The 22,989-nt window shown below is 68.6% G+C and carries 20 protein-coding genes; 3 read left to right on the top strand and 17 right to left on the bottom strand.

Annotated features, from left to right (window positions below; translation table 11 throughout):
- Window positions 1-9: 9 nt before the first annotated feature.
- The 3 genes from modA to ACAD63_RS18890 all read right to left on the bottom strand — a co-directional run bounded on the left by modA (window position 10) and on the right by ACAD63_RS18890 (window position 2,219).
- Window positions 10-807: a molybdate ABC transporter substrate-binding protein gene (gene modA / locus ACAD63_RS18900; RefSeq protein ID WP_434033144.1), complete on the bottom strand. Its 798-nt coding sequence runs from the start codon at window positions 805-807 to the stop codon at window positions 10-12.
- Window positions 808-1,022: 215 nt separating this feature from the next.
- Entirely contained in the window at window positions 1,023-1,217 is a 195-nt protein-coding gene (locus tag ACAD63_RS18895) for a DUF1059 domain-containing protein (RefSeq protein ID WP_133093890.1), read from the bottom strand.
- Window positions 1,218-1,277: 60 nt separating this feature from the next.
- Complete coding sequence (locus ACAD63_RS18890) at window positions 1,278-2,219, bottom strand: 2-hydroxyacid dehydrogenase (protein WP_135704645.1); 942 nt, start codon at window positions 2,217-2,219, stop codon at window positions 1,278-1,280.
- Between the two features lie 170 nt (window positions 2,220-2,389).
- Between ACAD63_RS18890 and ACAD63_RS18885 the strand changes: the two genes are divergently transcribed.
- Window positions 2,390-2,950 (top strand): nucleoside 2-deoxyribosyltransferase, encoded by a 561-nt coding sequence (locus ACAD63_RS18885; protein ID WP_195431711.1) that lies wholly within the window; start codon window positions 2,390-2,392, stop codon window positions 2,948-2,950.
- A 139-nt stretch (window positions 2,951-3,089) separates the two neighbouring features.
- Here ACAD63_RS18885 and ACAD63_RS18880 read toward each other — a convergent pair whose 3' ends face one another.
- The 7 genes from ACAD63_RS18880 to ACAD63_RS18850 all read right to left on the bottom strand — a co-directional run bounded on the left by ACAD63_RS18880 (window position 3,090) and on the right by ACAD63_RS18850 (window position 10,045).
- Window positions 3,090-3,740, bottom strand: a complete 651-nt coding sequence (locus ACAD63_RS18880) for a PqiC family protein (protein ID WP_240745928.1) — start codon at window positions 3,738-3,740, stop codon at window positions 3,090-3,092.
- Entirely contained in the window at window positions 3,740-5,398 is a 1,659-nt protein-coding gene (locus ACAD63_RS18875) for an intermembrane transport protein PqiB (protein ID WP_434033143.1), read from the bottom strand. The genes ACAD63_RS18880 and ACAD63_RS18875 overlap by 1 nt, the downstream gene beginning before the upstream one ends.
- Window positions 5,385-6,134, bottom strand: a complete 750-nt coding sequence (locus ACAD63_RS18870; protein WP_133093894.1) for a paraquat-inducible protein A — start codon at window positions 6,132-6,134, stop codon at window positions 5,385-5,387. The genes ACAD63_RS18875 and ACAD63_RS18870 overlap by 14 nt, the downstream gene beginning before the upstream one ends.
- Window positions 6,131-6,826 carry a paraquat-inducible protein A gene (locus tag ACAD63_RS18865; RefSeq protein ID WP_133093895.1) on the bottom strand — a complete coding sequence of 232 codons (696 nt, stop codon included), beginning with the start codon at window positions 6,824-6,826 and terminating at the stop codon, window positions 6,131-6,133. Before ACAD63_RS18865 ends, ACAD63_RS18870 begins: the two co-directional genes overlap by 4 nt.
- Window positions 6,827-6,833: 7 nt before the next feature.
- Window positions 6,834-8,039, bottom strand: a complete 1,206-nt coding sequence (locus ACAD63_RS18860; protein ID WP_434033142.1) for an AI-2E family transporter — start codon at window positions 8,037-8,039, stop codon at window positions 6,834-6,836.
- A gap of 261 nt (window positions 8,040-8,300) precedes the next feature.
- Window positions 8,301-9,440 carry an HPP family protein gene (locus ACAD63_RS18855; RefSeq protein WP_434033141.1) on the bottom strand — a complete coding sequence of 380 codons (1,140 nt, stop codon included), beginning with the start codon at window positions 9,438-9,440 and terminating at the stop codon, window positions 8,301-8,303.
- Between the two features lie 185 nt (window positions 9,441-9,625).
- Window positions 9,626-10,045, bottom strand: a complete 420-nt coding sequence (locus ACAD63_RS18850; RefSeq protein WP_116317273.1) for an Lrp/AsnC family transcriptional regulator — start codon at window positions 10,043-10,045, stop codon at window positions 9,626-9,628.
- A gap of 156 nt (window positions 10,046-10,201) precedes the next feature.
- Between ACAD63_RS18850 and ACAD63_RS18845 the strand changes: the two genes are divergently transcribed.
- Window positions 10,202-11,080: a dimethylarginine dimethylaminohydrolase family protein gene (locus ACAD63_RS18845; protein ID WP_135704655.1), complete on the top strand. Its 879-nt coding sequence runs from the start codon at window positions 10,202-10,204 to the stop codon at window positions 11,078-11,080.
- Window positions 11,081-11,091: 11 nt separating this feature from the next.
- Entirely contained in the window at window positions 11,092-12,177 is a 1,086-nt protein-coding gene (locus tag ACAD63_RS18840) for an ornithine cyclodeaminase (RefSeq protein ID WP_135704656.1), read from the top strand.
- Between the two features lie 46 nt (window positions 12,178-12,223).
- Here ACAD63_RS18840 and ACAD63_RS18835 read toward each other — a convergent pair whose 3' ends face one another.
- The 7 genes from ACAD63_RS18835 to hutU form a co-directional block, all read right to left on the bottom strand.
- A complete protein-coding gene (locus ACAD63_RS18835) occupies window positions 12,224-12,820 on the bottom strand; it encodes a helix-turn-helix domain-containing protein (RefSeq protein WP_135704658.1) in 597 nt (198 codons plus the stop codon).
- 471 nt (window positions 12,821-13,291) lie between these two features.
- Window positions 13,292-14,620, bottom strand: coding sequence for a sigma-54-dependent transcriptional regulator (locus ACAD63_RS18830; RefSeq protein WP_135704660.1), 1,329 nt, complete (start codon window positions 14,618-14,620; stop codon window positions 13,292-13,294).
- Complete coding sequence (locus tag ACAD63_RS18825) at window positions 14,610-16,553, bottom strand: sensor histidine kinase (RefSeq protein ID WP_133093918.1); 1,944 nt, start codon at window positions 16,551-16,553, stop codon at window positions 14,610-14,612. Before ACAD63_RS18825 ends, ACAD63_RS18830 begins: the two co-directional genes overlap by 11 nt.
- 191 nt (window positions 16,554-16,744) lie before the next feature.
- Window positions 16,745-18,058: a dicarboxylate/amino acid:cation symporter gene (locus ACAD63_RS18820; RefSeq protein ID WP_133093919.1), complete on the bottom strand. Its 1,314-nt coding sequence runs from the start codon at window positions 18,056-18,058 to the stop codon at window positions 16,745-16,747.
- A gap of 726 nt (window positions 18,059-18,784) precedes the next feature.
- Window positions 18,785-19,744 carry a formimidoylglutamase gene (gene hutG / locus ACAD63_RS18815; RefSeq protein ID WP_434033140.1) on the bottom strand — a complete coding sequence of 320 codons (960 nt, stop codon included), beginning with the start codon at window positions 19,742-19,744 and terminating at the stop codon, window positions 18,785-18,787.
- Window positions 19,741-21,039, bottom strand: a complete 1,299-nt coding sequence (locus tag ACAD63_RS18810) for an MFS transporter (RefSeq protein ID WP_133093921.1) — start codon at window positions 21,037-21,039, stop codon at window positions 19,741-19,743. Before ACAD63_RS18810 ends, hutG begins: the two co-directional genes overlap by 4 nt.
- A gap of 109 nt (window positions 21,040-21,148) precedes the next feature.
- Window positions 21,149-22,831, bottom strand: a complete 1,683-nt coding sequence (gene hutU / locus ACAD63_RS18805) for a urocanate hydratase (RefSeq protein ID WP_434033139.1) — start codon at window positions 22,829-22,831, stop codon at window positions 21,149-21,151.
- Window positions 22,832-22,989: the final 158 nt, after the last annotated feature.

The raw sequence follows: 22,989 nt of genomic DNA, 5'->3' as shown, positions 1-22,989 counted from the left end.
TGGCGGAAATCAGGGCTTCTGGAAGCCGTAGCGCGACAGGATCGCCTGGCCTTGCGGCGACGCCACGAAGTCGACGAACTGCGCCGCTTCCTTCTGCTGGCGGGTCTGGCTGGTGATGGCGATGGGGTAGGTCACCGGGGTGCGGCTCGGCACGCGCACGGCGACCTTGACCTTGTCCGGCATCACGGTGGCGTCGGTGGCAAAGACGAAGCCGGTCTCGACCTCGCCGCGCGCTACGTAGTCCAGGCTCTGGCGTACGTTCTGCGCCGGCACACCCTTGGCGGCGACCGCGTCCCACAACCCGGCGGCTTCCAGCGCGCCGCGGGTGTAGCGGCCGACCGGCACCGAGGCCGGGTTGCCATAGGCGATGCGCTTCACTTCCGGCCGGGTCAGGTCCTGCAGCGAGCCGATATTCAGCTTGCTGTCGGACGGCACGATCAGCACCACCTCGTTGGCGGCGAAGTTGCGGCGCGAGGCGGACGCGACCACCTTCTCGGCCTCGGCCTTGTTCATCGCTTCCTGGTCGGCCGAGGCGAACACATCGGCCGGCGCGCCCTTGACGATCTGCTGCATCAGCACGTCGGACGCACCGAAGTTCAGTACCACCTTGGTTCCGGGATGGGCGCGCTCGTACGACTCGGCCAGCGACCTGAAGGCGTTGGTCAGGCTGGCCGCGGCGGACACCACCAGGTCGGCGCCGAAAGCCGGCCCGGCGGGCAGGGCCAGCGCCACGGCGGCCAGCATGGCACCGACGGCGCCGGCAAGAACGGAGCGGCGCCCGGTGCGGGCGGAGCGGAACGCGGACATGGGAATCCTCGGCGAAACGGCCAGAAAAGCTGGCGCTGGGATGGGTGGACTGTCAGGCGCAATATACGTCCGTATATAGCGGTGCGTCAATGATGCGCAATGACCACCGGCATGGGTATTCCGGCAGCCGCAAGTGCGGTATCAGGATCTGCGAATGAGCCCCGCGGCGAGGAAGTGCCAGGGCTGGCGCCGTTGCGGCGCCAGCTTGTCCGGCTTCAGGCCGGCGGGTTGCCTTCCTTGAACAAGGACTTCAACTGAGCGCGCAGCTCAGGGGTGTCCTGGTGCTGGTGCACCGCGACCGCGTGCTGGACCGCGGCTTCGAGCAGTTCGTCTTCAGTGTCGGCGCTCATCGCAACCGTGCAGCCGATGTCGCTCGGGTATTCGCGGCAATCGATAAACTTGCGTCCCATGGTGCCTCCTGTCACCGGCCGCGCGGCCGGCGTATCCAGTATAGGCAGGGGGACCGGCCACTACAGCACCGGCGTCAGCACCTTGCCATCGGCCAGGAACGCATCGAGATTCTGCAGCGTCAGCGCGGTCATCGCGGCGCGGGTCTCGTGCGTGCCGCTGGCCATGTGCGGCGCGAGCACGACGTTGTCGAGCGCCTGCAGCGCGGCCGGCACGTTGGGCTCGTCGCGGAACACATCGAGGCCGGCGCCGCCCAGGCGTCCTTCGGCCAGCGCCGCCACCAGCGCGTCTTCGTCGATCACGCTGCCGCGCGAGACATTGATGAGGATGCCCCTGGGCCCGAGCGCGTCGATGATCTCGCGCGACACCAGCCCGGCGGTTTCCGGGCCGCCCACGCAGGTCACCACCAGGAAGTCGGACCACGCGGCCAGCGCCTTCAGGTCGGCCTCGAAGCGCCATGGCGCGCCGTCGCGCGGGCGGCGGTTGTTGTAGGCGATCTCCATGTCGAAGCCCTGCGCGCGCCGCGCCACGATCTCGCCGATGCGGCCCAGCCCGAGGATGCCGAGCTTTTTGCCCGAGACCCGCGTCGTCAACGGAAAGCCTCCCTGCGGCCAGCGCCCGGCCCGGACGAAGCGGTCGCCGTGGGCGATGCCGCGCGCCGCGTCGAGCAGCAGCCCGAAAGCCAGGTCGGCGACGCAGTCGTTGAGCACGTCGGGCGTGTTGCTGACCTGGATGCCGCGCGCGCGGGCGGCATCCAGTGCGATCGAGTCGTAGCCCACGCCGAAGCTGACGATGGCCTGCAGCGCCGGCAGCGCGTCGATCAGCGCGGCGCTGCAGCCATGGCGCGCCGAGGTCACCACCACGCGCACTTGCTGGCCATGCTCGCGCGCCCACGCCAGCGCATCGCCCTGCTGCCACAGCGCGATGGCGCCGTACTGTTGCTGGAGCGTGGCATTGGTCTGGGGCGCGAGCGGGCCGACCTGGAGGATCTGGGAAGCGGACATGAGGGGTAGCGGTAGCGGCGGAGGGAGCAGAGATGGTAGCGCAAGCCCCCGCGTCGTGCCGGCCACCACACAGCCGCTGCCGCCCCGGCGCGCGAGCAACTTTGTGCGATGTTCGTGCGGCGGCAGGTTATGCTGCGGCATCCCGTTTCTTTCCTGAAGAACACACCGCCATGAAAACCATCTACCTGGCCGGCTTCGACGTCTTCCGCAAGGACGCCATCGCCTGGGGCGAGCAACTCAAGTCGCTGTGCGCGGCGCATGGCTTCACCGGGCTCTATCCACTCGACAAGGCGGCGCCGGCAGGCCTGTCGGCGCCAGACGCGGCGCGCTGGATCTATGACGCCAATATCGCGCTGCTGCGCCGCGCGGACATGGTGATGGCCAACCTCGACGATTTCCGCGGGCCGGGCGAGCCGGACTCGGGCACGGCCTTCGAGGTGGGGTTTGCGGTGGCGCTGCAGAAGCCGGTATGGGGCTACAGCGCGGACCTGGGAACGGTGCGCGATCGCGCCACGGTGGTGACCGACGCGGAAGGCCGGCCGCTGGATGCACGCGGGTTTGTGGTGGAGGATTTCGGCTTGCCCGTGAACCTGATGCTGGCGTGCCCGGTGAGGCTGGTGCGGGGCGGGGCGGCGGAATGCCTGGCGGCGATGGCCGAGGCCATCCACCGGCGCGCTGCGGAGGCGGCTGCGCGGCGCGAGCGGGATGCCGCGGTGTGGGGGGATGACTGAGGGCGTTTTTTCTACCGCTGGTTTGCTTCCCTTGCTCTCCCGCTGAGGGGACGCTGAGGGGAGAGGGAGAACACCTTGCTTAGGCCAGATCTCGCGGCTTGGGCGCACCTTCCTTCCGGCAAGCTCCGTCGCGTTCGGTTTATCGCCTTAGCGCCTCCACCCCTGCCGCAATATCCTTCGCCGTGCTTGCCACGATCTCCCGGTAAGCCGCCACCACGCCATCGACCTCGCCGGGCGCGGACAATTCCGCCTGCGTGCGGCCGCTGACCACCTTGCCGTCCGGCAACCGCCGCACGGTCCAGTTGATCGTGGCGCCGGCGCGCTGTCCGACATCCGCGTCGAGCCGCAGTACTTCCGTCGTGATCCGATACAGCGGCTGCACGTCCGACAGCCCCTGCTGGTAGGTATCGACCGCGCCCAGCGTGGCCTGCAGGCGCTGTGACAGCGCATCGCGCAACTCATCCGGCAGCGGCGACGACCAGCGCGCCAGGTCGAGCAGGCGCAGGCTGGCGTCATTGCCGCCGTCGCGCACCACCAGCTGCGGCCGGTTGAGGCGCTCCGGCACGCGTACCGGCGCGACTTCCAGCCACAGCGTGCTGGTCGACGGCGCCGGCGTCGCCGCCGGCAGCGTGGCGACGCCTGCAGGCCCCTGGGCCAGCGTGTAGTAGCGCGGCTCCGGCGAGGCGCAACCGGCCAGCACGGCGGCGCCCAGTGTGCTGGCAATGGCGCCGGCAATGGCGCAGCGGGCAAGCACGGCGGCAGGTGCGGAGGTTGGGGGATGGCGCTTCATCAGTCTTTCTCCAGCTTGCCGCGCAGCAGCGCTTCGGGATGGCGTTCGAGGTAATCGGTCAACGTGCGCAGCGACGTGGCGGTGCGCGTCAGTTCCTGCAGCATGCGGCGCGTGTCCTGCTGCAGCGGCGCATCCGACGCCAGCGTGCCGTTGGCCGCGGTCAGCGTCTTGCGCGCGTCCTGCAGCGCCGCCAGCACCTGCGGCGCGACGTCGCCGTTGAGCTGCTGCACCAGCTGGTCGGCGGTGTTGAGCGTCTTGTTCAGGCTTGCCACCGTGGTGCGCAGGTCCTGGCCGATCTGGTCGAACGGGATCTTGTCGATGCGGTTGACGATATCGCCGACCTGCGCCTGCAGCTGGTCGAAGGTGCCCGGCGTGGTGGCGAACTCGGGGATCGGCGCATCCAGGTCGACCTTGGCGGGCGGCGCCTTCGGGAAGAAGTCGAGCGCCACATACAGCTGGCCTGTCAGCAGGTTGCCGGTGCGCAGCTGCGCACGCATGCCGCGCTTGAGCAGGCCCTCGATGATCTGCCGGGCGCGCGCGCGGTCTTCCACGTCGCGTTCGCGGAAGCCCATGCGCGACGGGTACAGCTCGACCACCACCGGCATGCGGAAGGCCTTCTTGTCGCGCTGGTATTCGATGCCGATCGAGCGCACCTGGCCCACGATCACGCCGCGGAAGTCCACCGGCGCGCCCGGCGACAGGCCGCGCACGGACTGGTCGAAGTTGAGCACGGCCAGCGTCGGCGCCAGTTCCTCGGGCTCCTTCATCGCCTCGGACTGGTCGGCGGCCAGCAGGAATTGCGTGTTTTCCGCGGCGGCATCGGTGGCGGTGGTACGCTCCGGCGCCTGGAACGCAACGCCGCCCAGCAGCACCGTCACCAGTGATTGCGTCGACAGCTTGAGGCCGCCGGCATCAAGCTTGAGGTCGACGCCGCTGGCATGCCAGAAGCGCGTATCGGCGGTGACCAGCTTGTCATAGGGCTTGTTGACGAACACCCTCAGCGTGATGTCGCGCCCGTTGGGCTCCAGCTGGTAGGCCACCACCTGGCCTACCAGCACGCGGCGGTAGTAGACCGGCGAACCGATGTCGAGCGAGCCCAGCTCGGAGGCGCGCAGCACGAACTGCTTGCCGGATGCGTCGGTGGTCACCACCGGCGGCACTTCCAGTCCCTTGAATTCGTGTGTGGTCTCGCCGGACTTGCCGGCATCGACACCGATATAGGCGCCGGACAGCAGCGTCTCCAGCCCCGACACGCCGCTGGCGGCGAAGCGCGGGCGCACCACCCAGAAGCGCGTGTCAGCCACGGCGAAGTTTTCGGCGTCCTTGGTCAGGTCGATCGACGCGATCACATGCGAACGGTCGCGCGCGAGCCGCACCGACTTGACCAGGCCGATATCGACGTCCTTGTAGCGCACCGCGGTCTTGCCCGGCGTCAGGCCCTCGGCGGTGCGGAAGCTGACGGTGATCTCCGGCCCGCGCGAGGCCAGCGTGTGCACCAGCAGCGACACGCCGACGACCGCCGCGACGATCGGGATCAGCCACACCAGCGATGGCAGCCAGCGCGCGCGGCGCCGGCGCTCGGGCCGCGGCAGGCCGGGAGGGCCGGGAGGGCCGGGCGGGGCGGCGGGATCAGGCGGATGTTGTTCAGTGTCGGGCATTGTCGTCTTCCAGCGAATCCCACAGCAGGCGCGGATCGAAGCTGAGCGAGGCCAGCATGGTCAGCACCACGACCGCGCCGAAGGCCAGCGCGCCGCCGCCCGGGATGATGGTGGCCAGCGCCCCGGCCCGCACCAGCGAGGCCAGCAGCGCCACCACGAAAATATCGAGCATCGACCAGCGGCCGATCACTTCCACCAGCCCGTACAGCCGGGTCTGCTGCCGGATGCGCCAGGTCGCGCGGAAATGCACCGACAGCAGCAGGAAGGTAAGGATCAGCATCTTCAGCAGCGGCACGATGATGCTGGCGATCAGCACCAGCACCGCCAGCATGTGCGAGCCGGACAGCCACAGGTAGATCACGCCGGACAGGATGGTGTCCCGCTGGGTGCCGAGGATCGACTGTGTGACCATCACCGGCAGCATGTTGGCCGGGATGTACAGGATAAAGGCAGCCAGCAGGAAGGCCCAGGTGCGTGCCAGGCTGTCCGGCTTGCGGTGGTGCAGCGTGGCGCCGCAGCGCGGGCAGGGCTCGCCTTCCAGCGTGCGCGGGCTGACCAGGTCGCAGGCGTGGCAGGAGAGCAGGCCCAGGCGGCCGGCGGTGGGCACCTGCGGCAGCGGCGTGCGTTCGTCGTCGTCGGTGAGTTCGGCCACCACTTCGCGCGCGAGCCGGCGCGGGTGCGCCAGGCGGTCGGGGCGCGAAGGCCGTGGCGGTTGTGGCGGGAGCGCGTTCGTCATTGGCCGCCCTCGCCGGACCCGCCTGTCGCGCCCTCATCGTCCGGCGTCTCCAGGTAGCGCCACAGGTCGCGCGGGTCGAACGACAGCATCGCCGCCAGCACGATCACCAGCGCGGAGAACGACCACAGCGCGATGCCGGGCAGCACGCGCGCCATCGTGGACAGCTTCACAAGCGTGACCAGCACGCCGATCATGAAGACCTCGATCATGCCCCATGGCCGCGTCTGGCGGATGCCGCGCACGATGCGGTCGAAGCCCAGGGGCATGCGGTGCTGCGCCATCGGCACCAGCAGGTAGATCATCATCAGCAGCTCGGACAGCGGGAACAATATGGTGGTGGCGAACACCAGCGCCGCCACCAGCGCCATGTGGTCTTCATACAGCGCGTGCACCGCGCCCAGCAGCGTGGTTTGCGTGCGCACCCCCTTGAGGTCCATCTCGACGATGGGGTAGGCGTTGGAAACCAGGAACAGGATCAGCGCGGTGACCACCAGCGGCAGCAGGCGCCGGTAATGGCGGCGGCTCTCGCGGTACAGCTCGCCGCCGCAGCGCAGGCACAGCGCGCGCTCGCCGGGCGAGATCGGGGTGCGCTCGTAGACCGCATCGCAGTATTCGCACGCCACCAGCCGGTGCAGCGCGGCGGGCGAGGTATCGGGCAAGGCGGGTGCGGGGGCGTTGTCTGGACCTGCCATCAGCCGTTCAGCCGGGGTGCTTGCCGGTGGTCGCCGGCGGCACGTCGGGATTGTCGACCACGGCGGGGACTGTCGGAGCCGCCGGGGCCGCCGCGGCGGGGTGCGTCGCCGCGGACACCGCCGGCGCGCCGCCCGGCTTCAGGTCGCGCGCGAGATCCTGCTTCAGCTCCTCCTGCGAGCCGATGGTCCAGTCGCGCAGCAGCGCATACGCCACCGCCAGCAGCGTCGGGCCGATGAACACTCCCAGGAAGCCGAACGCCAGCGCGCCGCCCAGCACGCCCAGCATGATCCAGATCAGCGGCATGCCGGTGCCCTTGCTGATCAGCAGCGGCTTGACGATGTTGTCGGCCATGCTGACCACGCCCACGCCCCAGATCACCAGGAAGATGGCCCAGCCGGTGGACCCGGTGTGGTATAGCCACAGCGCCGCCGGCAGCCACACCAGCGGCGGGCCCACCGGCACCACCGACAGGAAGAAGGTGACGAAGCCGAGGATGGCCGCGCCCGGCACGCCGGCGATCCACAGCCCGATGGCGGCCAGCACCGCCTGGATAAAGGCCGTGCCGAGCACGCCGTAGACCACGCCCTTGACCGTGCTGCCGGCCAGTTCCAGCAGGTGGTCGGCGCGCTCGCCGGCAATGCGGCGCATGCCCGCGCGCAGCCACGCGATGGCGAACTCGCCGCCGGTATAGAAGAAGAATGCCAGGATGATCGACAGCGCCAGCTGCCCCAGCCCCGCGCCGATCGACAGGCCGGCGCCGAGCAGCACATGCCCGACCGGCGCGATCAGCTTGCGCAGGTTGGCCACCATCTCGGAGTCGGCGTTGATGATGCTGTTCCACGAGCTTTGCAGGTAAGTGCCGACATAGGGCAGGCTGCTCAGCCATTCGGGCAGCTGCGGGATGCCCTGTTCCATATAGCGGTTGACCAGCGCCGACAGGTCGTCGACGTGCGCCGAAAAGCTGGCGCCAGCGTAGACGAACGGGCCCAGCACGATCACCGTGGCCAGCAGCACGCAGATCAGCGCCGACAGGCTGCGCCGGTTGCCGAGCCAGCGCGACAGCACCGTGTACGGGTACCACGAGCTGTAGGCCAGGATTGCGCCCCATAGCAGCGCCGTGGTGAATGGTGCGAGCACCAGCAGCGAGCCGCCGATCAACACGATCAGCGCAAAGACTGCAGCAATCTTCTCGATTAACTGACCGGAACTCATCGATGGCTCTCCCTGGGCCCGCCGGTGTGACGGAAACGGCGTAAATATAGCCTACGCCGGGGCGGGCGATGCCAAAGGGGTGCTGGAAGGGTGCTTCAGGCGCCACCACCGCGGTGCGCCGGCGCAGCATGCCCGGACGCATCCACAGTGCCATAGCTTTGTGACGTTGAACAGCGCGGCGGGCCGTGGCGTCAACGCGGGGAGGCGGAAACGGAGCTAGAAGGCGCCGGGCATGGCCGGCACCGGGGGAAAGGGCCAGCCTCAGCCCGGCACCGCCATCACGCCGCTCTTGAGCAGCGCGGCAACCAGGTCGGATTGCGTCACCATGCCGACCACGCGGTGCCTGTCGTCGATCACCGGCGCATGGTGCAGGCCGCCGTCGGAGAAGGCTCGGGCCAGCTCCACCATCGGCTGGTCGGGGCGCGCGGTGACCACGGCGCGCGTCATCAGGTCGCGCACGGTGCCGGCCAGCCGGCGCGCGCCGGTATCACGCTGCGCAGCGAAGAAGTCACTTTGCGTGATGATGCCCTCGAGGCGGTTGTTCGCATCGACCACCGGCAGCGCCTTGACGCGGTGCCGCGACAGCAGGTGGCCGGCCTCGTGCGCGGGCTGCTCGGGCCGCACCAGGATGACGTCGCGCGACATGATTTCGCCGCACAGCACGTTGCCGAAGTGGCGCCGGTACGCGTGCAGTTGCGCGGCCACCAGGATGGCTTCCAGGTCGTCTTCTTCGATATCGAGAAATTCGCCGCGCGCCTGCAGGGCCGCGTCAAGGTCGGCACGGGTAAAGCCCACGCGCTGCGTCGGCGGCACGTCCTTGGTGCCATGCTGCACCGCGGGCTCGGGCGGGCGGTGCGGGTAGCGCCGCCGCGACAGGTTGTTGAAGGCCAGCGCCATCAACAGCAGCAGCATCGAGTTGAACAGCACCGGCACCACCACGAAGCCGAAGCCGAGCGCACTGACCGCCGGCCCGCCGAATACCGCCGTGACGGCCACGGCGCCGCTGGGCGGGTGCACGCAGCGGAACTGGAACATCACGGCAATCGCCACGGCCACCGCTATCGCCGCGGCAAGGCCCGGGTCCGGAATCCAGCGCGCGCAGGCCACGCCCACCAGTGCCGCAAACAGGTTGCCGCCGATGATCGACCACGGCTGCGCCAGTGGCGAAGACGGCACTGCGAACAGCAGGACCGCCGAGGCGCCCATCGGCGCGACGAACCAGGGATTGAATCCGCCCAGCGTCTGGTGGCTGATCCATTCGGTGATGAACAGGCCTAGCAGCGCGCCAAAGCAACTCTTGATGCGCTCATGGCGGTTGGCAGCGACCGGCAGCGGGACAAAAGTGCGCAGCCATGCACGGGTATTTTGCGCCAGCGAGGCGACAGCGGGGGCAGTTGGCATTCTTGGACTGGGGGCGGCTTGGGAATGGTGCACGTAATATATCACGCGGTGATATATTTGGCCGCCTTTGGTGCAGCGCATCCCTGTGTTGGGGCGTGATGCACCGCACAAGAGCAACATGGAGTCGCCCCATGTCGTGCCCTGCGCCAGGCCTTGCACAGCTGGCAGCACGCAAACCTGCGGCGCTACTTATAAGTCGACAGCAAAATACTCGTCTCCGTCGCACTGATCCCCTCGATCAACCTTATCCGGTCCAGCGTCCGGTCAAATGCCTCCAGCGTATCCGCGCGCAATTCCGCAATGATGTCCCAGCGCCCGTTGGTGGTATGCAGCGCCTGCACATTGGGCTCGCCCCGCAGCGCCTGCAGCACCGTGCGCGCCTTGTTGCCCTCCACCGCGATCGTCATCCACGCGCGGATCCGATGCGCCTCGGCCTCGGGCCGCAGGCGCACGGTATAGCCGACGATCAGTCCTTCCTTCTCCAGCTTGTCGATCCGGTTCTGCACGGTCGCGCGCGACACGCGCAGCGCCTGCGCCAGCGCGGTGACCGGCGTGCGCGCGTTGTCGCGCAGCAGGGAGAGCAGCTGTTGATCGGTCGCGTCCATGGGCTTGAGAGGTGTTCTGGCGATTTGCCAATGAAGTCTGGCGTTTTGCTCGATGCAACGCACAAATTGCACATCTTGCTGGCTATTAGTTAACACCAGCCTGCACCAGAATGCAATCGACTGAATTCTTTCCAGAACCCCAAAAAAGGAGCCGCCGTGATCCAGACCCCCACGATCCTGCTTGTCGAGCCGACCTTCTACGACGTGTCGTACAGCATCAATCCGTGGATGGACCCCGACGCCTGGGCGCGCGACCCGCGCGGCATGCACCGCGACGCCATCCAGTCCTTCGACGCGCTGCGCACGGCGCTGGGCCGGGCCGGCTTCGCGGTGGAAGTGGCCGCGGGCGCCCCCGGCCTGCCCGACATGGTTTTCCCGGCAAATGCCGCCGTGGTGCTCGACGGCCGCGCACTGCTGGCGCGCTTCCGCTACCCGCAGCGCCGCGGCGAAGAAGCGCCGTTCGCGCAAATCTTCGGCGCACTGCGCGAGCGCGGCCTGCTCGATGAAGTGGCGCTGCTGCCCGAAGGCTGCTTCCAGGAGGGCGCGGGGGACTGCATCTGGGATGCCGGCCGCGGCCATTTCTGGGCCGGTTTCGGGCCGCGCTCGTCGCATGAGGCGGCCACTGCCGTGTCGGAATTCTTCGGCCAGGAAGTCGTGGCGCTGGAACTGGCCACCGAACAGAGCTACCACCTCGACGTATGCTTCTGCCCGCTGTCCGGCGGCGAGATCCTCTATTACCCGCCGGCATTCAGCGAAGCATCGCTGCGCGAGCTGCGCGCGCGGCTGCCGGCGCGCCTTCGCATCGAGGCCAGCGCCGACGACCTGCGCCACTTCAGCGTCAATGCCGTCAACCTGGACGACCAGGTGGTGATGACCCGCACCACGCCGCACCTGCGCACCGAACTGGGCCGGCGCGGCTACCAGCTGCATGAGGTCGACCTGACTCCCTTCATGCTCTCCGGCGGCGGCGCCTATTGCATGACGCTGCGGCTCGACCGCAGCAGCGGGCCGGGCATCGCCGCGGCCGCGGCATGATGGAGCCAATCATGAAAGAGACCGCCCGTTCGCTGTTCCTCGACGCCAACGACGTGGCCAGGCTGGTGGCCGCGGTCGGCGTGCAGCCCGCCATCGTGCAGATGGCCGACCATGTCCGCCAGGACTTCCTGCGCTGGGATGCCTTCGACAAGTCCGCCCGCCTGGCCAGCCATTCTGCGCGCGGCGTGATCGAGCTAATGCCGGTGAGCGACGGCATCCAGTACGCGTTCAAGTACGTCAACGGCCATCCGCGCAACGCGCAGCATGGCATGCCGACCGTAATGGCGTGCGGCCTGCTGGCCGAAGTGGAAACCGGGTTCCCGCTGATGCTGGCCGACCTGACGCTGGCCACCGCGCTGCGCACCGCCGCCACCTCGGCGCTGGCGGCGCAGGCGATGGCGCGGCCGGGCGCGCGCACCATGGCGCTGATCGGCAACGGCGCGCAGGCCGAGTTTCAGGTGCTTGCCTTCCACGCCATGCTGGGCGTGCGCGAGATTGCCGCCTACGACATCGACCCAGCCGCCACGGCACGGCTGATGCGCAACCTTGCCGGCGTGCCGGGGCTGGTGATCCGCGCCGCGGAGTCGGTGCCGGCCGCGCTGGCCGGCGCCGACATCGTGTCCACCGTGACCGCCGACAAGACCCGCGCCACCATCCTCACGCCGGCGCAGGTGCGCCCGGGCATGCACCTGAATGCGGTTGGCGGCGACTGCCCCGGCAAGACCGAGCTGCATGCCGACATCCTGCGCCAGGCGCGCATCGTGGTGGAGTACGAACCACAGACGCGCATCGAAGGCGAGATCCAGCAGCTGCCCGCCGACTCGTCAGTGACCGAGCTGTGGCAGGTGCTGGCCGGCGCCGCGCCGGGCCGGGCCGCGGCCGACGAAGTGACGGTGTTCGATTCCGTGGGGTTTGCGCTGGAAGACTACGCCGCGCTGCGCTGGCTCTATGCCGCCGCGCATGCCCGGCGGGCGGGCAGGGCGGTGGAACTGGTGGCGATGCCGCCGGACCCGCGCAATCTCTATGGCTGGATGATGGCGCAGGCCGAAGGGCGCGAGGCCGGGCTGGAGCCGCAGAGGCTGGCGTCGCTGGCCTGAGCGCGATGCGCTCCCCTGGGTTGAGCGTTCAGGGGGAGCGCTCGACTCAGCCGGCGCGGCCCATCATCAGCTGGGCGCGCAGGAAGCCCTTGACCTCTTCCAGCGATGGCGTCTTCAGGAACACCATGATGCCCCAGTGCTGCAGCGCGTCGGCCACGCCGTCATAGGCCTGGCGGTTGGTGATGACAGCAAAGATCACATGCTGGCTGGCAAAGAAATTCTGCAGCTTCTCGATGGTGGCCGACTCGGCGTCGTTCAGTTCGTCGACGTAGTACAGCACCACGCGCGGATGCGCGCTGACCGAGGTGATCACGGTGTCGAGCACGTCGTCGACCACCAGGCTCTTGAGCGGCAGCCCCCACTTGCCCAGCTGGCCGTGGATGCGCTGCGCTTCCTGGTGGTTGGGGTGGAACACCACCAGGTCCAGGCCATGGGGCGCCGCGGTTTCGGGCCCGATGCGCGTCGCCAGCAGGCGATGCACGGTTTCCTTGTGGATGCGCCGGTGGCCGCCGTTGGTCTTCCAGGCTCCCAGTTCGCCGCGCTCTACCATCTTCTGGACAGTGCCCAGCGAGACATTGAGCAGTTTTGCCGCTGTACGCGTGCTGTAGTAAGGCTTTTCAGCCAGTGCCGGATCCAGTTTCATCCAATCACCCGTAGTCCTGAAGGCAGGTCGCGCCGGCCAGGCGCGCGCGATGCCAGGCACCTGCACCGCGTATTGTTACTGCCAATGGTTGACTGACCCTGTGTCCTGACCCGCTCCCCCGCTGGTCGGACGATTATTTATCGTCGATTTGATGTTTTTGTCATTTCCCGCAGACTGCCCGCAGTTGATGGCTTTGCATGTCCCGGTTCCGGATTTGCCGGAAGCCCATAATATGCCGCAAAGACCAGGCAATCAGTAAGAAAAAACTACAAATTCATCGCACTTTTGTTTTTCAACGCACACTGAAGACTATGCCGCTCCACGGGACGCGAGAGCCAGTAACTGCAGACACCGTGCTGTCCGGGTGGTTCCCCACGCTGCTGCCGTCTTTGTTGCGGCCGCTGAATTCAGCGGCCGCTGCAAAGCACATATATGTCACAACATGATGTATTGCGCCTGCGCGGCCGGCCGCTATCGGTCTTGCAGGCCGTGCTTGCGAACCTTGTCGAACAGCGTGGTCTTGGCCACGCCAAGCGCCTCGCTGGCGCGGCTGAGGTTGCCGTCGTGCCGGCGCATGGCATCGGCGATCAGCGCGCGCTCGAACTGGTCGACCGCCTGCGCCAGCGGCAGCGCTTCCGGGGCGGCGGTGCCCTGGCCAGGGTTGCAGCCCAGCCCGAGGACATGGCGCTCGGCCAGGTTGCGCAGCTCGCGCACATTGCCCGGCCAGGGGTACGCCACCAGCGCCGCCAGTTCGGCCGCGCTGGCGGGCACGGCCTCGCGCTCGAAGCGCAGCGCCGCCTGCGCGACGAAATGCTCGAACAGCGCCGGCACGTCTTCGCGCCGCTCGCGCAGCGGCGGCAGCTCCAGCGTGATCACGTTCAGGCGGTAGTACAGGTCGGCGCGGAACTGGCCGGCATCGGACAGCGCGCGCAGGTCGGCCTTGGTCGCCGCCACCACGCGCGCGTTGACCGGCACCGGCTGGTTCGAGCCGAGCCGCTCGACCACGCGTTCCTGCAGCACGCGCAGCAGCTTGATCTGCAGCGGCATCGGCATGCTCTCGATCTCGTCGAGAAACAGCGTGCCGCCTTCGGCGTGCTCGATTTTGCCGATGCGGCGGCGCGCGGCGCCGGTGAACGAGCCCGCTTCATGGCCGAAGATCTCGCTTTCGAACAGCTGTTCGGGCAGGCCGCCGCAATTGATGGCGACGAAGTGGCGCGCATGGCGCTGGCTGGCCTCGTGCAGGCAGCGCGCCACCAGCTCCTTGCCGGTGCCGGTCTCGCCGTGGATCAGCACGTTGGCGTCGGTGCCGGCGAGGTCGGCGATGAGCCGGCGCAAGCGCTCGACCGCCTGTGAATGGCCGATCAGGCGGGTTTCGAGTTTTTCGCGTCCGGCCAGGCGTTCGCGCAGTTCTGACACTTCCAGCGCGAGCCGGCGCTGCTCCAGCGCGCGGCGGGTGGCGTCGACCAGCTGCTCGGGCGAGAACGGCTTTTCCAGGAAGTCGTAGGCGCCTTGCTTCATCGCCTGCACCGCCAGGCCCACGTCGCCGTGGCCGGTGATCATGATCACCGGCAGCGCGGGGTCGCGTTCGCGCAGCTGCGCCAGCAGTGCCATGCCGTCCATGCCGGGCAGGCGGATGTCGCTGACCACCACGCCGGCATAGCCGGGGCCGACCTCGCGCAGCGCCGCCTCGGCGCTGCCCACGCCGCGCGTGGCCAGCCCTTCGAGGCGCAGCGCCTGCTCGCAGCCCAGGCGCACGTCGGCATCGTCCTCGACGATCAGTACGGTCAGTTCAGCCGGCATGCGTGGAATCCTGTGGCCTGGCCTCGTGCGGCGCCAGCGGCAGCACCAGCGTGAAGCAGGCACCGCCGTCGGGGTGGTTGGCGGCGGACAGGCTGCCGCCGTTTTCGTTGAGGATGCCGGCCGACAGCGTCAGGCCCAGCCCCAGCCCCTGCCCGGCGGGCTTGGTAGTGAAGAACGGCTCGAACAGCCGCGCGAAGGCTTCCTCGGACAGCCCCGCGCCGTTGTCGCGCACGGTCAGGTGGACCATGCCGCCGCCCACGTGCGCATGCAGCGCGATGCGCGGCGCGGGCCGGCCGATGACCGCGTCGAGCGCGTTGCCGAGCAGGTTGACCAGCACCTGTTCGAGCCGGTTGGGGTCGCAGACCACGGCCAGTTCGGGATCGATGTCGCGCTGCAGCTCGGGCTGCACGGCGTCCACGCGCGTCTGCAGCAGGAACAGCGCATTGTCCACCGCCTCGCCCAGCCGGGCCTGGTTGCGGCCGTTGCCCGACTTGCGCGCGAACGACTTGAGCGCGCCGGTGATGCGGCCCATGCGCTCGACCAGCCCGATGATGGTGTCGAGGTTGGTGCGCACGGTGGCATAGTCGCCGCGCTCGAGGAACTTGCCGGTGTTGCCGGACAGCGTGCGCAGCGCCGCCAGGGGCTGGTTCAGCTCGTGCGCGATGCCGGTCGACATCTGGCCCACCGCGGCCAGCTTGCCGGCCTGCAGCAGGCCGTCCTGCGCCTGGCGCAGCACGGTCTCGGCGCGGATGCGCTCGGTCACCTCGGCCTGCAGCCGGTGGTTGGCGGCGGACAGGTCGGCGGTGCGCTCGGCCACCTTGCGCTCCAGCTCGCTGTTGGCCGCTTCCAGCGCGGCGCGCGCGGCCAGGCGCTCGTTGACGATGCGCCGGCGCACGTTCCAGGCCGCGCCCAGTAGCAGCACGAAGGCAGTCAGTACGCCCGCCAGCGCGGCGCTGTTGAGCGCCGCCACGCGCGCCTGCGAGGTATTGGTCAGCAGCGTCAGCTGCCAGTCGGTGCCGGGCAGCGCGGCATGCTGCGCCAGCATCGGCGGACCGCGGCGCAGGCGCACCAGTTCGTCGCTGCTGCCGCCGTTTTGGTTGGCAAGCTTGCGCACCGATTCCAGCGGCAGCTGCGGCAGCGGCGCGCGGTTGTACTGCAGGCTGCGCGACAGCCGCTGGCGCGCCTCGTCCGACAGCGGGCGCAGCGCGGCCAGCTTCCATGACGGGTCCGAGGCCAGGATCACCACGCCGTTCTCGTCGCTCAGCAGCATCTGGCTGTCGGCGCCCTGCCAGCGGTTCTCCAGCGGCTCCAGCCCGATCTTGACCACCGCCACACCGGCCGGGTTGTCGCGCTCGCCCAGCGGCGCGGACAGGTAGTAGCCCGACTCGCTGCGCGTGGTGCCGACCCCGTAGAAGCGGCCGAGCTGGCCCTCCATGGCGGCCTGGAAGTAGGGGCGGAAGCTGAGGTCCTCTCCCAGGTAGCTGTCGGGGCGCTGCCAGTTGCTGGTGGCCAGTACCCTGCCGTGGGCGTCCAGCACATAGACCACGCGCGTGCCGGCACGGGCATTGAGAGAAGTCAGGTATTCGTTGGCGCGGGCCACGCGCGCGGCGTCGTCCGGGCGCAGCAGCAGTCCGGAGATGCGTTCGTCCAGCGACAGCAGGCCGGGCACGTAGTCGTAGTGCGCCAGCTCGCTTTCCAGCGCCTGCGTGTACAGGCGCAGCTGCACCTGGCCGCGCTCGGCCTGGCGCGCCAGCGCGTTGTCGTAGCTGTAGCGGTAGCCGAGCGCGCCGGCCAGCCCGATCAGCACGGCCAGCGCCAGCAACGCCAGCAGCGGCGCGGCGCCGCGCAGGACGTGGGGCAGGCGCGAGGGCGTGGCGGGTGTGGCGGCGGGCGCGTGCGGAGTGTCGCCGGGAGGGTGGAGCGGGCCGGTCATCAGGAAGTCTGGTCAGGCAAGGGCGAAGCGGCCGCGCCGGCGGGACAGTGATCCATGGCAGTCTTTTCGGAGACCAGGGCGGCGCGGGTGCCTACTTTTACCACACCGGCGCTACCGTGCCCGCGTCGTGGATGCAAAAAGGCCCGGTTGCCTTGTCGGCAACCGGGCCCTGGCACGCCTGGCAGGCTGTATTACTTGCCCGCCACGGCCTGGACCGATGCCAGGCTGGTGGTGGTATCCGCGACGACGGGTTCATCCTCGTCGGACAGTACCGGCGCGCCGATGGCGCCTTCGCTTTTGGCGACGACGGCGGTGGCAATGGCATTGCCGAGCACATTGGTCACGGTGCGACCCATGTCGAGTACGTGGTCGATGCCGAGCACCAGCAGGATGCCGGCCTCCGGCAGGCCGAACATCGGCAGCACGGCGGCGACCACCACCAGCGAGGCGCGCGGCACGCCGGCGATGCCCTTGCTGGTGACAAGCAGGACCAGCAGCATGGTGATCTGCTGGGAGAGCGACAGCTCGATGCCATACACCTGGGCCACGAACAGCGCGGCGAACGAGGTGTACATGATCGAGCCGTCCAGGTTGAACGAATAGCCCAGCGGCAGCACGAAGTTGGTGATGCGCTCCTTGACGCCGAAACGGGTCAGCTGGTCGATCACCTTCGGGTAGGCCGACTCGCTGCTGGCGGTGGCGAAGCCGATCATCAGCGGCGCGCGCATCTGCTTGAGCAGGCGGAACACGTCACGGCCCAGGAAGTAGTAGCCGCCGGCGATCAGCGCCACCCACAGCAGCGCCAGCGCCAGGTACAGGCTGCCAATCAGCTTCGCGTACACGACCAGCACGCCCAGGCCCTGCGCGGTGATCACCGCCGCGATTGCGCCGAACACGCCCACCGGCGCGAACGCCATCACGTAGTTTGTGACCTTCAGCATCACGTCGGCCAAGCCCTCGATGCCTTGCAGCACCGGCTTGCCCACGCCGTCCTTGACGGTACCCAGCGCAAAGCCGAAGAACAGCGAGAACACCACGATCTGCAGGATCTCGTTGTGCGCCATCGCCTCGGCGAAGCTCTTGGGGAACATGTGGGCGATGAAGTCGCGCAGGTTCAGGGCGCCGGTCTTCAGGTTCGAGGTGGCGTCCGCGGCCGGCAGCGGCAGGTTCATGCCGTGGCCGGGGTGCAGCACGTTGGCCATCACCAGCCCCAGCAGCAGCGAGGTGACCGAGGCGCCGATGAACCACATCATCGCCTTCGTGCCGATGCGGCCAACGGCGCGGCCGTCGCCCATGCTGGCGATGCCGGTCACCAGCGTGGCGAACACCAGCGGCGCGATGATCATCTTGATCATCCGCAGGAAGATGTCGGTCAGGATGGACAGGTGGTTCGCAATCGATTTGGCGGTGTCGGCGTCCGGCGCCATGTTGTGCGCGGCGGTGCCGGCCAGCACGCCTAGCAGCATCGCAATGAAGATCAGGGTGGGCAGTCGATTCAGTTTCATCGTGGATCAGGCCTGTGCGTCCGTTCCCCGCGGACAGGGTCGGACGTCGGTATTGCGGGATGGCTGGAGGGCTTTTGAGGGCGCCGCACCGGCCATGCGGTTTTTTTCAGCGCGGCAACAGGTGCCAGCGGGTCGCCGGGGCGGCGAGAGGGGGGGTGGGCAAGGCGGGGTCAGTCATGTGTTTCCTCCTTTGTTTTTTGGCGGGGCCGGCGCGCTGGGAAACGTGCCGGCCGACCTGTCTGGGCGCTGTTAGCGGCGGCCTATATTGCACGCGGCGTGCCAGGTGAGAGGGGTCTTTCGGGTTGTGCAACCCGTTGAATTCAAAGGAGAAATTGAAGTGACTCTTGCGCACGATTCGGAGATCCGGATGGGCGGCGCGGAGTGGTGTTCGGGAATCCGAACGGTGATGTAAGTGTAAACCCGAGGATTTGGAGGGGCGGAAGGGGTTTGAATTGCCGCCGGTTTGCTGCCCTCTCCCGCTTGCGGAAGAGAGGTTGGGGGGAGAGGGCAGGAGGGTCAAAGGCTGAGGCCTGTGGGTTAAAACCGAGGCCTTGCTTGATGTGGTACCTAGCTAGCCCACCCCTCTCCAACCCTCTCCCCATGAGGGGAGAGGGAGAACACCTTGTTCAGGCTGGTTCGAGCGGCTTGGGTGCACCTTGCTTAGGCTAGTTCGGGCGGTATGGGTGCACCTTGCTCAGGCCAGCTCGATGTTTTGTTGGGCGCGTTTCAGCCGCCCAATAACCGATAGCACAGCCTTGCCGCCACCCGCGCCCCACACCCATCCCGGTCATACAGCGGATTGAATTCCGCGATATCCGCCACGCGCAGTTTGCCGCTGTCGCGCAGCCGCGTGGCGATGGCTTCCACCACCGGCAATGGCACGCCGTAGGCCGCCGGTGCCGACACGGCGGGCATCACCGCGGCGGGCAGCACGTCGAGGTCGATCGTCAGGTAGACATGGTCGGCCTCCGCCACCCATTCATCCAGCGCGGCCAGCCGTGCGTCGAGGTGGCGCTCCTGCAGGTCCACATCCTCCACATACCGCACCCCTAGCGTGCTGGCGCGCGCGAACAGCGCGGCCGTATTGCCGAGCCGGCTCACGCCCAGGCAGGCGTAGTCGAAGCGCAGGCCGCGGCGCTGGCAGTCGATGGCGATCTGGTCGAAGGGCGTGCCCGAGCTGGCGGGCCGGCTGCCGCGCAGGTCGAAGTGCGCGTCCAGGTTGACCACCAGCACGCGGCCGCGGTCGCCGTGCGCGTCCAGGTGCGTGAGCAGGCCCTGCCAGGTGCCCCAGGCCACCTCGTGGCCGCCGCCAAGCACCAGCGGCCAGGCGCCCACCGCCAGCTCGGCGGCGACGGCCTGGCCCAGCCGCCGCTGCGCGTCTTCCAGCGCATCGCCTTCGCAATGGATGTCGCCGCCGTCGATCAGGCGGCCGATGCCATGGGCCGGCACGCCCGCCAGCGCGCGGCGGATCTCGCGCGGGCCGCCGGCGGCGCCGGGGCGGCCCTGGTTGCGCAGCACGCCGGCATCGCAGCAGAAGCCCAGCAGCACCGGAACGCCAGGCGTGCGCGGAGTGTGACGGCCGGCGACGATTTCGAACAGGCGGCGGGTATCGCCCGCCTCGCCGGCATCGCGCCGGCCGCGCCAGACCGTGTCGCCGGCCTGCACGAGTTCGGCCAGGCCGCTCATTTGAGGCGGCGTCCCAGGGTTTCGGGCACCATCGCCAGGCCGATCAGCGAAACCAGGCCGCAGCCGATCACGTACAGCGCCGGGGCATTGGCGTCACCGGTGATCTGGATCAGCCGCGTCGAGAAATACTGCGCGAAGCCGCCGAAGATCGCGATCGCCACGCAATAGGCGATCGACAGGCCGGTGGCGCGCAGGCGCTGCGGCAGCACCTCGCTGACCAGCACCATCGAGGCCGGCGCGGTCATCGACATCGGCACCGACAGGCAGCCCACCACCAGCAGCAGGCGCGCCAGCGACGGCTCGGCATTGATCAGCACGAACGCGGGGTAGACCATCACCAGCAGCGCCACGCGCGACCACAGCACCACGGCCTTGCGGCCGATGCGGTCGGCCAGCCGGCCGGCGAACGGCGACAGCGCCACCTGCACCAGCGCCGCGATGCACGCGGCCCAGATGCTCAGCGACAGCGGCATCTTCAGCACGCTCACGGCGTAGTTGCTGATGTAGTAGACGACGATGTAGGTGGACGAGGCCAGGCCGATCATCAGCAGGATGCTGGCAATCACCTCGCGCCCATGCCGGCGCAGCAGCGGCCATTGCGCGGCGTGCTCGCCGTGGCGCGCGGGCGCGGCGGTTTCTTCCAGCCGGCGGCGGATCAGCAGGCCGACCGGGATCACCAGAATGCCGATCAGGAAGGCCAGGCGCCAGCCCCACGCTTCAAGGTCGGCCGGTGCCAGCACGTTGCTCAGCACCAGGCCGGTGATCGCGCCCAGCAGCGCTGCCAGGCCCTGGCTGAACGGCTGCCAGGCGGTATAGAAGCCGCGCGTGCGGTCGTCGGCGTATTCGAGCAGCAGCGCGGTGGAGGCGCCCATCTCGCCGCCGATGGCGAAGCCCTGCACCAGCCGCGCGATCACCACCATGATCGGCGCGAGGATGCCGATCTGCGCGTACGGCGGCGTGACCACGAAGATCAGCGAGCTCAGGCCCATCAGCCACAGCGTCAGCGCGACAGCCGGCTTGCGGCCGGCGCGGTCGGCGTACATGCCGATCAGCAGGCCGCCGAGCGGTCGCATCAGGAAGCCGACGCCAAAGGTGGCGAACGACATCAGCAACTGGCCGGTGGGATTGTCGACAGGGAAGTAGAGCCGGCCTATCAGCGTGGCAAAGAAGCTGTAGACCACGAAATCGTAGAACTCGAGGCCGTTGCCGATGGTGATGGCGGCAATGGCACGCGTGCGCGACAGCGGCGGCTGCGGCGCCGCGACTGCCACGCCGGCGGTGGTGTCGATGGACATGGGTGTCTCCGTGAAGGGTATGGCGACGGCCGGATGCGCGCGTGGCGCCCCGGCCGGTAAGACGGCTCTTGGTGGCCTGTAGTGGCCTGTAGTGGCCTGTCGGCCGGGATCAGCCGCGCGATTCGTTACGCAGCATCGGCAGGTCCAGCCCCTGCTCGCGGGCGCAGTCGACAGCGATCTGGTAGCCGGCGTCGGCATGGCGCATCACGCCGGTGGCGGGGTCGTTGTGCAGCACGCGGGCGATGCGCGCGGCGGCTTCATCGGTGCCGTCGCACACGATCACCACGCCGGAATGCTGCGAGAAGCCCATGCCCACGCCGCCGCCGTGGTGCAGCGACACCCAGGTGGCGCCGCTGGCGGTGTTCAGCAGCGCGTTCAGCAGCGGCCAGTCGGACACGGCGTCCGAGCCGTCCTGCATGGCCTCGGTCTCGCGATTCGGGCTGGCGACCGAGCCCGAGTCCAGGTGGTCGCGGCCGATCACGACCGGCGCCGACAGCTCGCCGCTGCGGACCATCTCGTTGAACGCCAGGCCCAGCTTGGCGCGCAGGCCCAGGCCGACCCAGCAGATCCGCGCCGGCAGGCCCTGGAAGCTGATGCGCTCGCGCGCCATGTCGAGCCAGCGGTGCAGGTGCTCGTCATCGGGGATCAGTTCCTTGACCTTGGCGTCGGTCTTGTAGATGTCCTGCGGATCGCCCGACAGCGCGGCCCAGCGGAACGGGCCGATGCCGCGGCAGAACAGCGGGCGGATGTACGCGGGCACGAAGCCGGGGAAGTCGAAGGCGTTCGCCACGCCTTCTTCCTTGGCCATCTGGCGGATGTTGTTGCCGTAGTCGAAGGTCGGCACGCCCAGCTTCTGGAAATCCAGCATGGCCTGCACATGCGCGGCCATCGAGGCCTTGGCGGCCTTCACCACCACGGCCGGCTCGCGCTGCGCGCGCTCGCGGTATTCGTCCCAGGTCCAGCCGGCGGGCAGGTAGCCGTTGAGCGGGTCGTGCGCGCTGGTCTGGTCGGTGACCATATCGGGGCGCACGCCGCGGCGCACCAGTTCGGGCAGCACTTCGGCGGCATTGGCGCACAGCGCGATCGAGATCGCCTTGCCCTGCGAGGTGTAGCGGTCGATGCGGGCCAGCGCGTCGTCCAGGTCGGTGGCCTGCTCGTCGACGTAGCGGGTCTTCAGGCGGAAATCGATGCGGCTCTGCTGGCATTCGATATTGAGCGAGCAGGCGCCGGCCAGCGTCGCGGCCAGCGGCTGCGCGCCGCCCATGCCGCCCAGGCCCGCGGTCAGCACCCAGCGGCCCTTCAGCTCGCCGTTGTAGTGCTGGCGGCCGGCTTCGACAAAGGTTTCATACGTGCCCTGCACGATGCCCTGGCTGCCGATGTAGATCCAGCTGCCGGCGGTCATCTGGCCGTACATGGCCAGGCCTTTGGCGTCGAGTTCGTTGAAGTGTTCCCAGTTGGCCCAGTGGGGGACCAGGTTGGAGTTGGCGATCAGCACACGGGGGGCGTCGCGGTGGGTCTGGAACACGCCGACCGGCTTGCCGGACTGGACCAGCAGGGTCTGGTCGTCTTCCAGGCGGGTCAGGGTTTCGACGATGCGGTCATAGCATTCCCAGTTGCGGGCGGCGCGGCCGATGCCGCCGTAGACCACCAGTTCCTTTGGATTCTCCGCGACCTCGGGGTCGAGGTTGTTCATCAGCATGCGCAGGGGCGCTTCGGTCAGCCAGCTCTTGGCGGTGAGCTTGGTGCCGTGCGGGGCGCGGATTTCGGTGTCGCGGAAGCGGGTGGTGGTCATTTGGACGGCTCCTTCGGTGTCTCTGTGCTTTGCCTTTGGGTGTCGCTTTTTATTGCGACGCATAGGCATGTATATTCTTGTATATACAGGTACGGATGAATCGGGGTTATCCCGTAGATGAGCCAATGTGGAACTTCGGCTGCCGGGCTAATGCCATG

The organism is Cupriavidus sp. a3 (assembly GCF_051015765.1).
GTDB classification, from domain to species: Bacteria; Pseudomonadota; Gammaproteobacteria; order Burkholderiales; family Burkholderiaceae; genus Cupriavidus; species Cupriavidus oxalaticus_A.
This window is presented reverse-complemented; position numbering and strand designations above follow the sequence as displayed.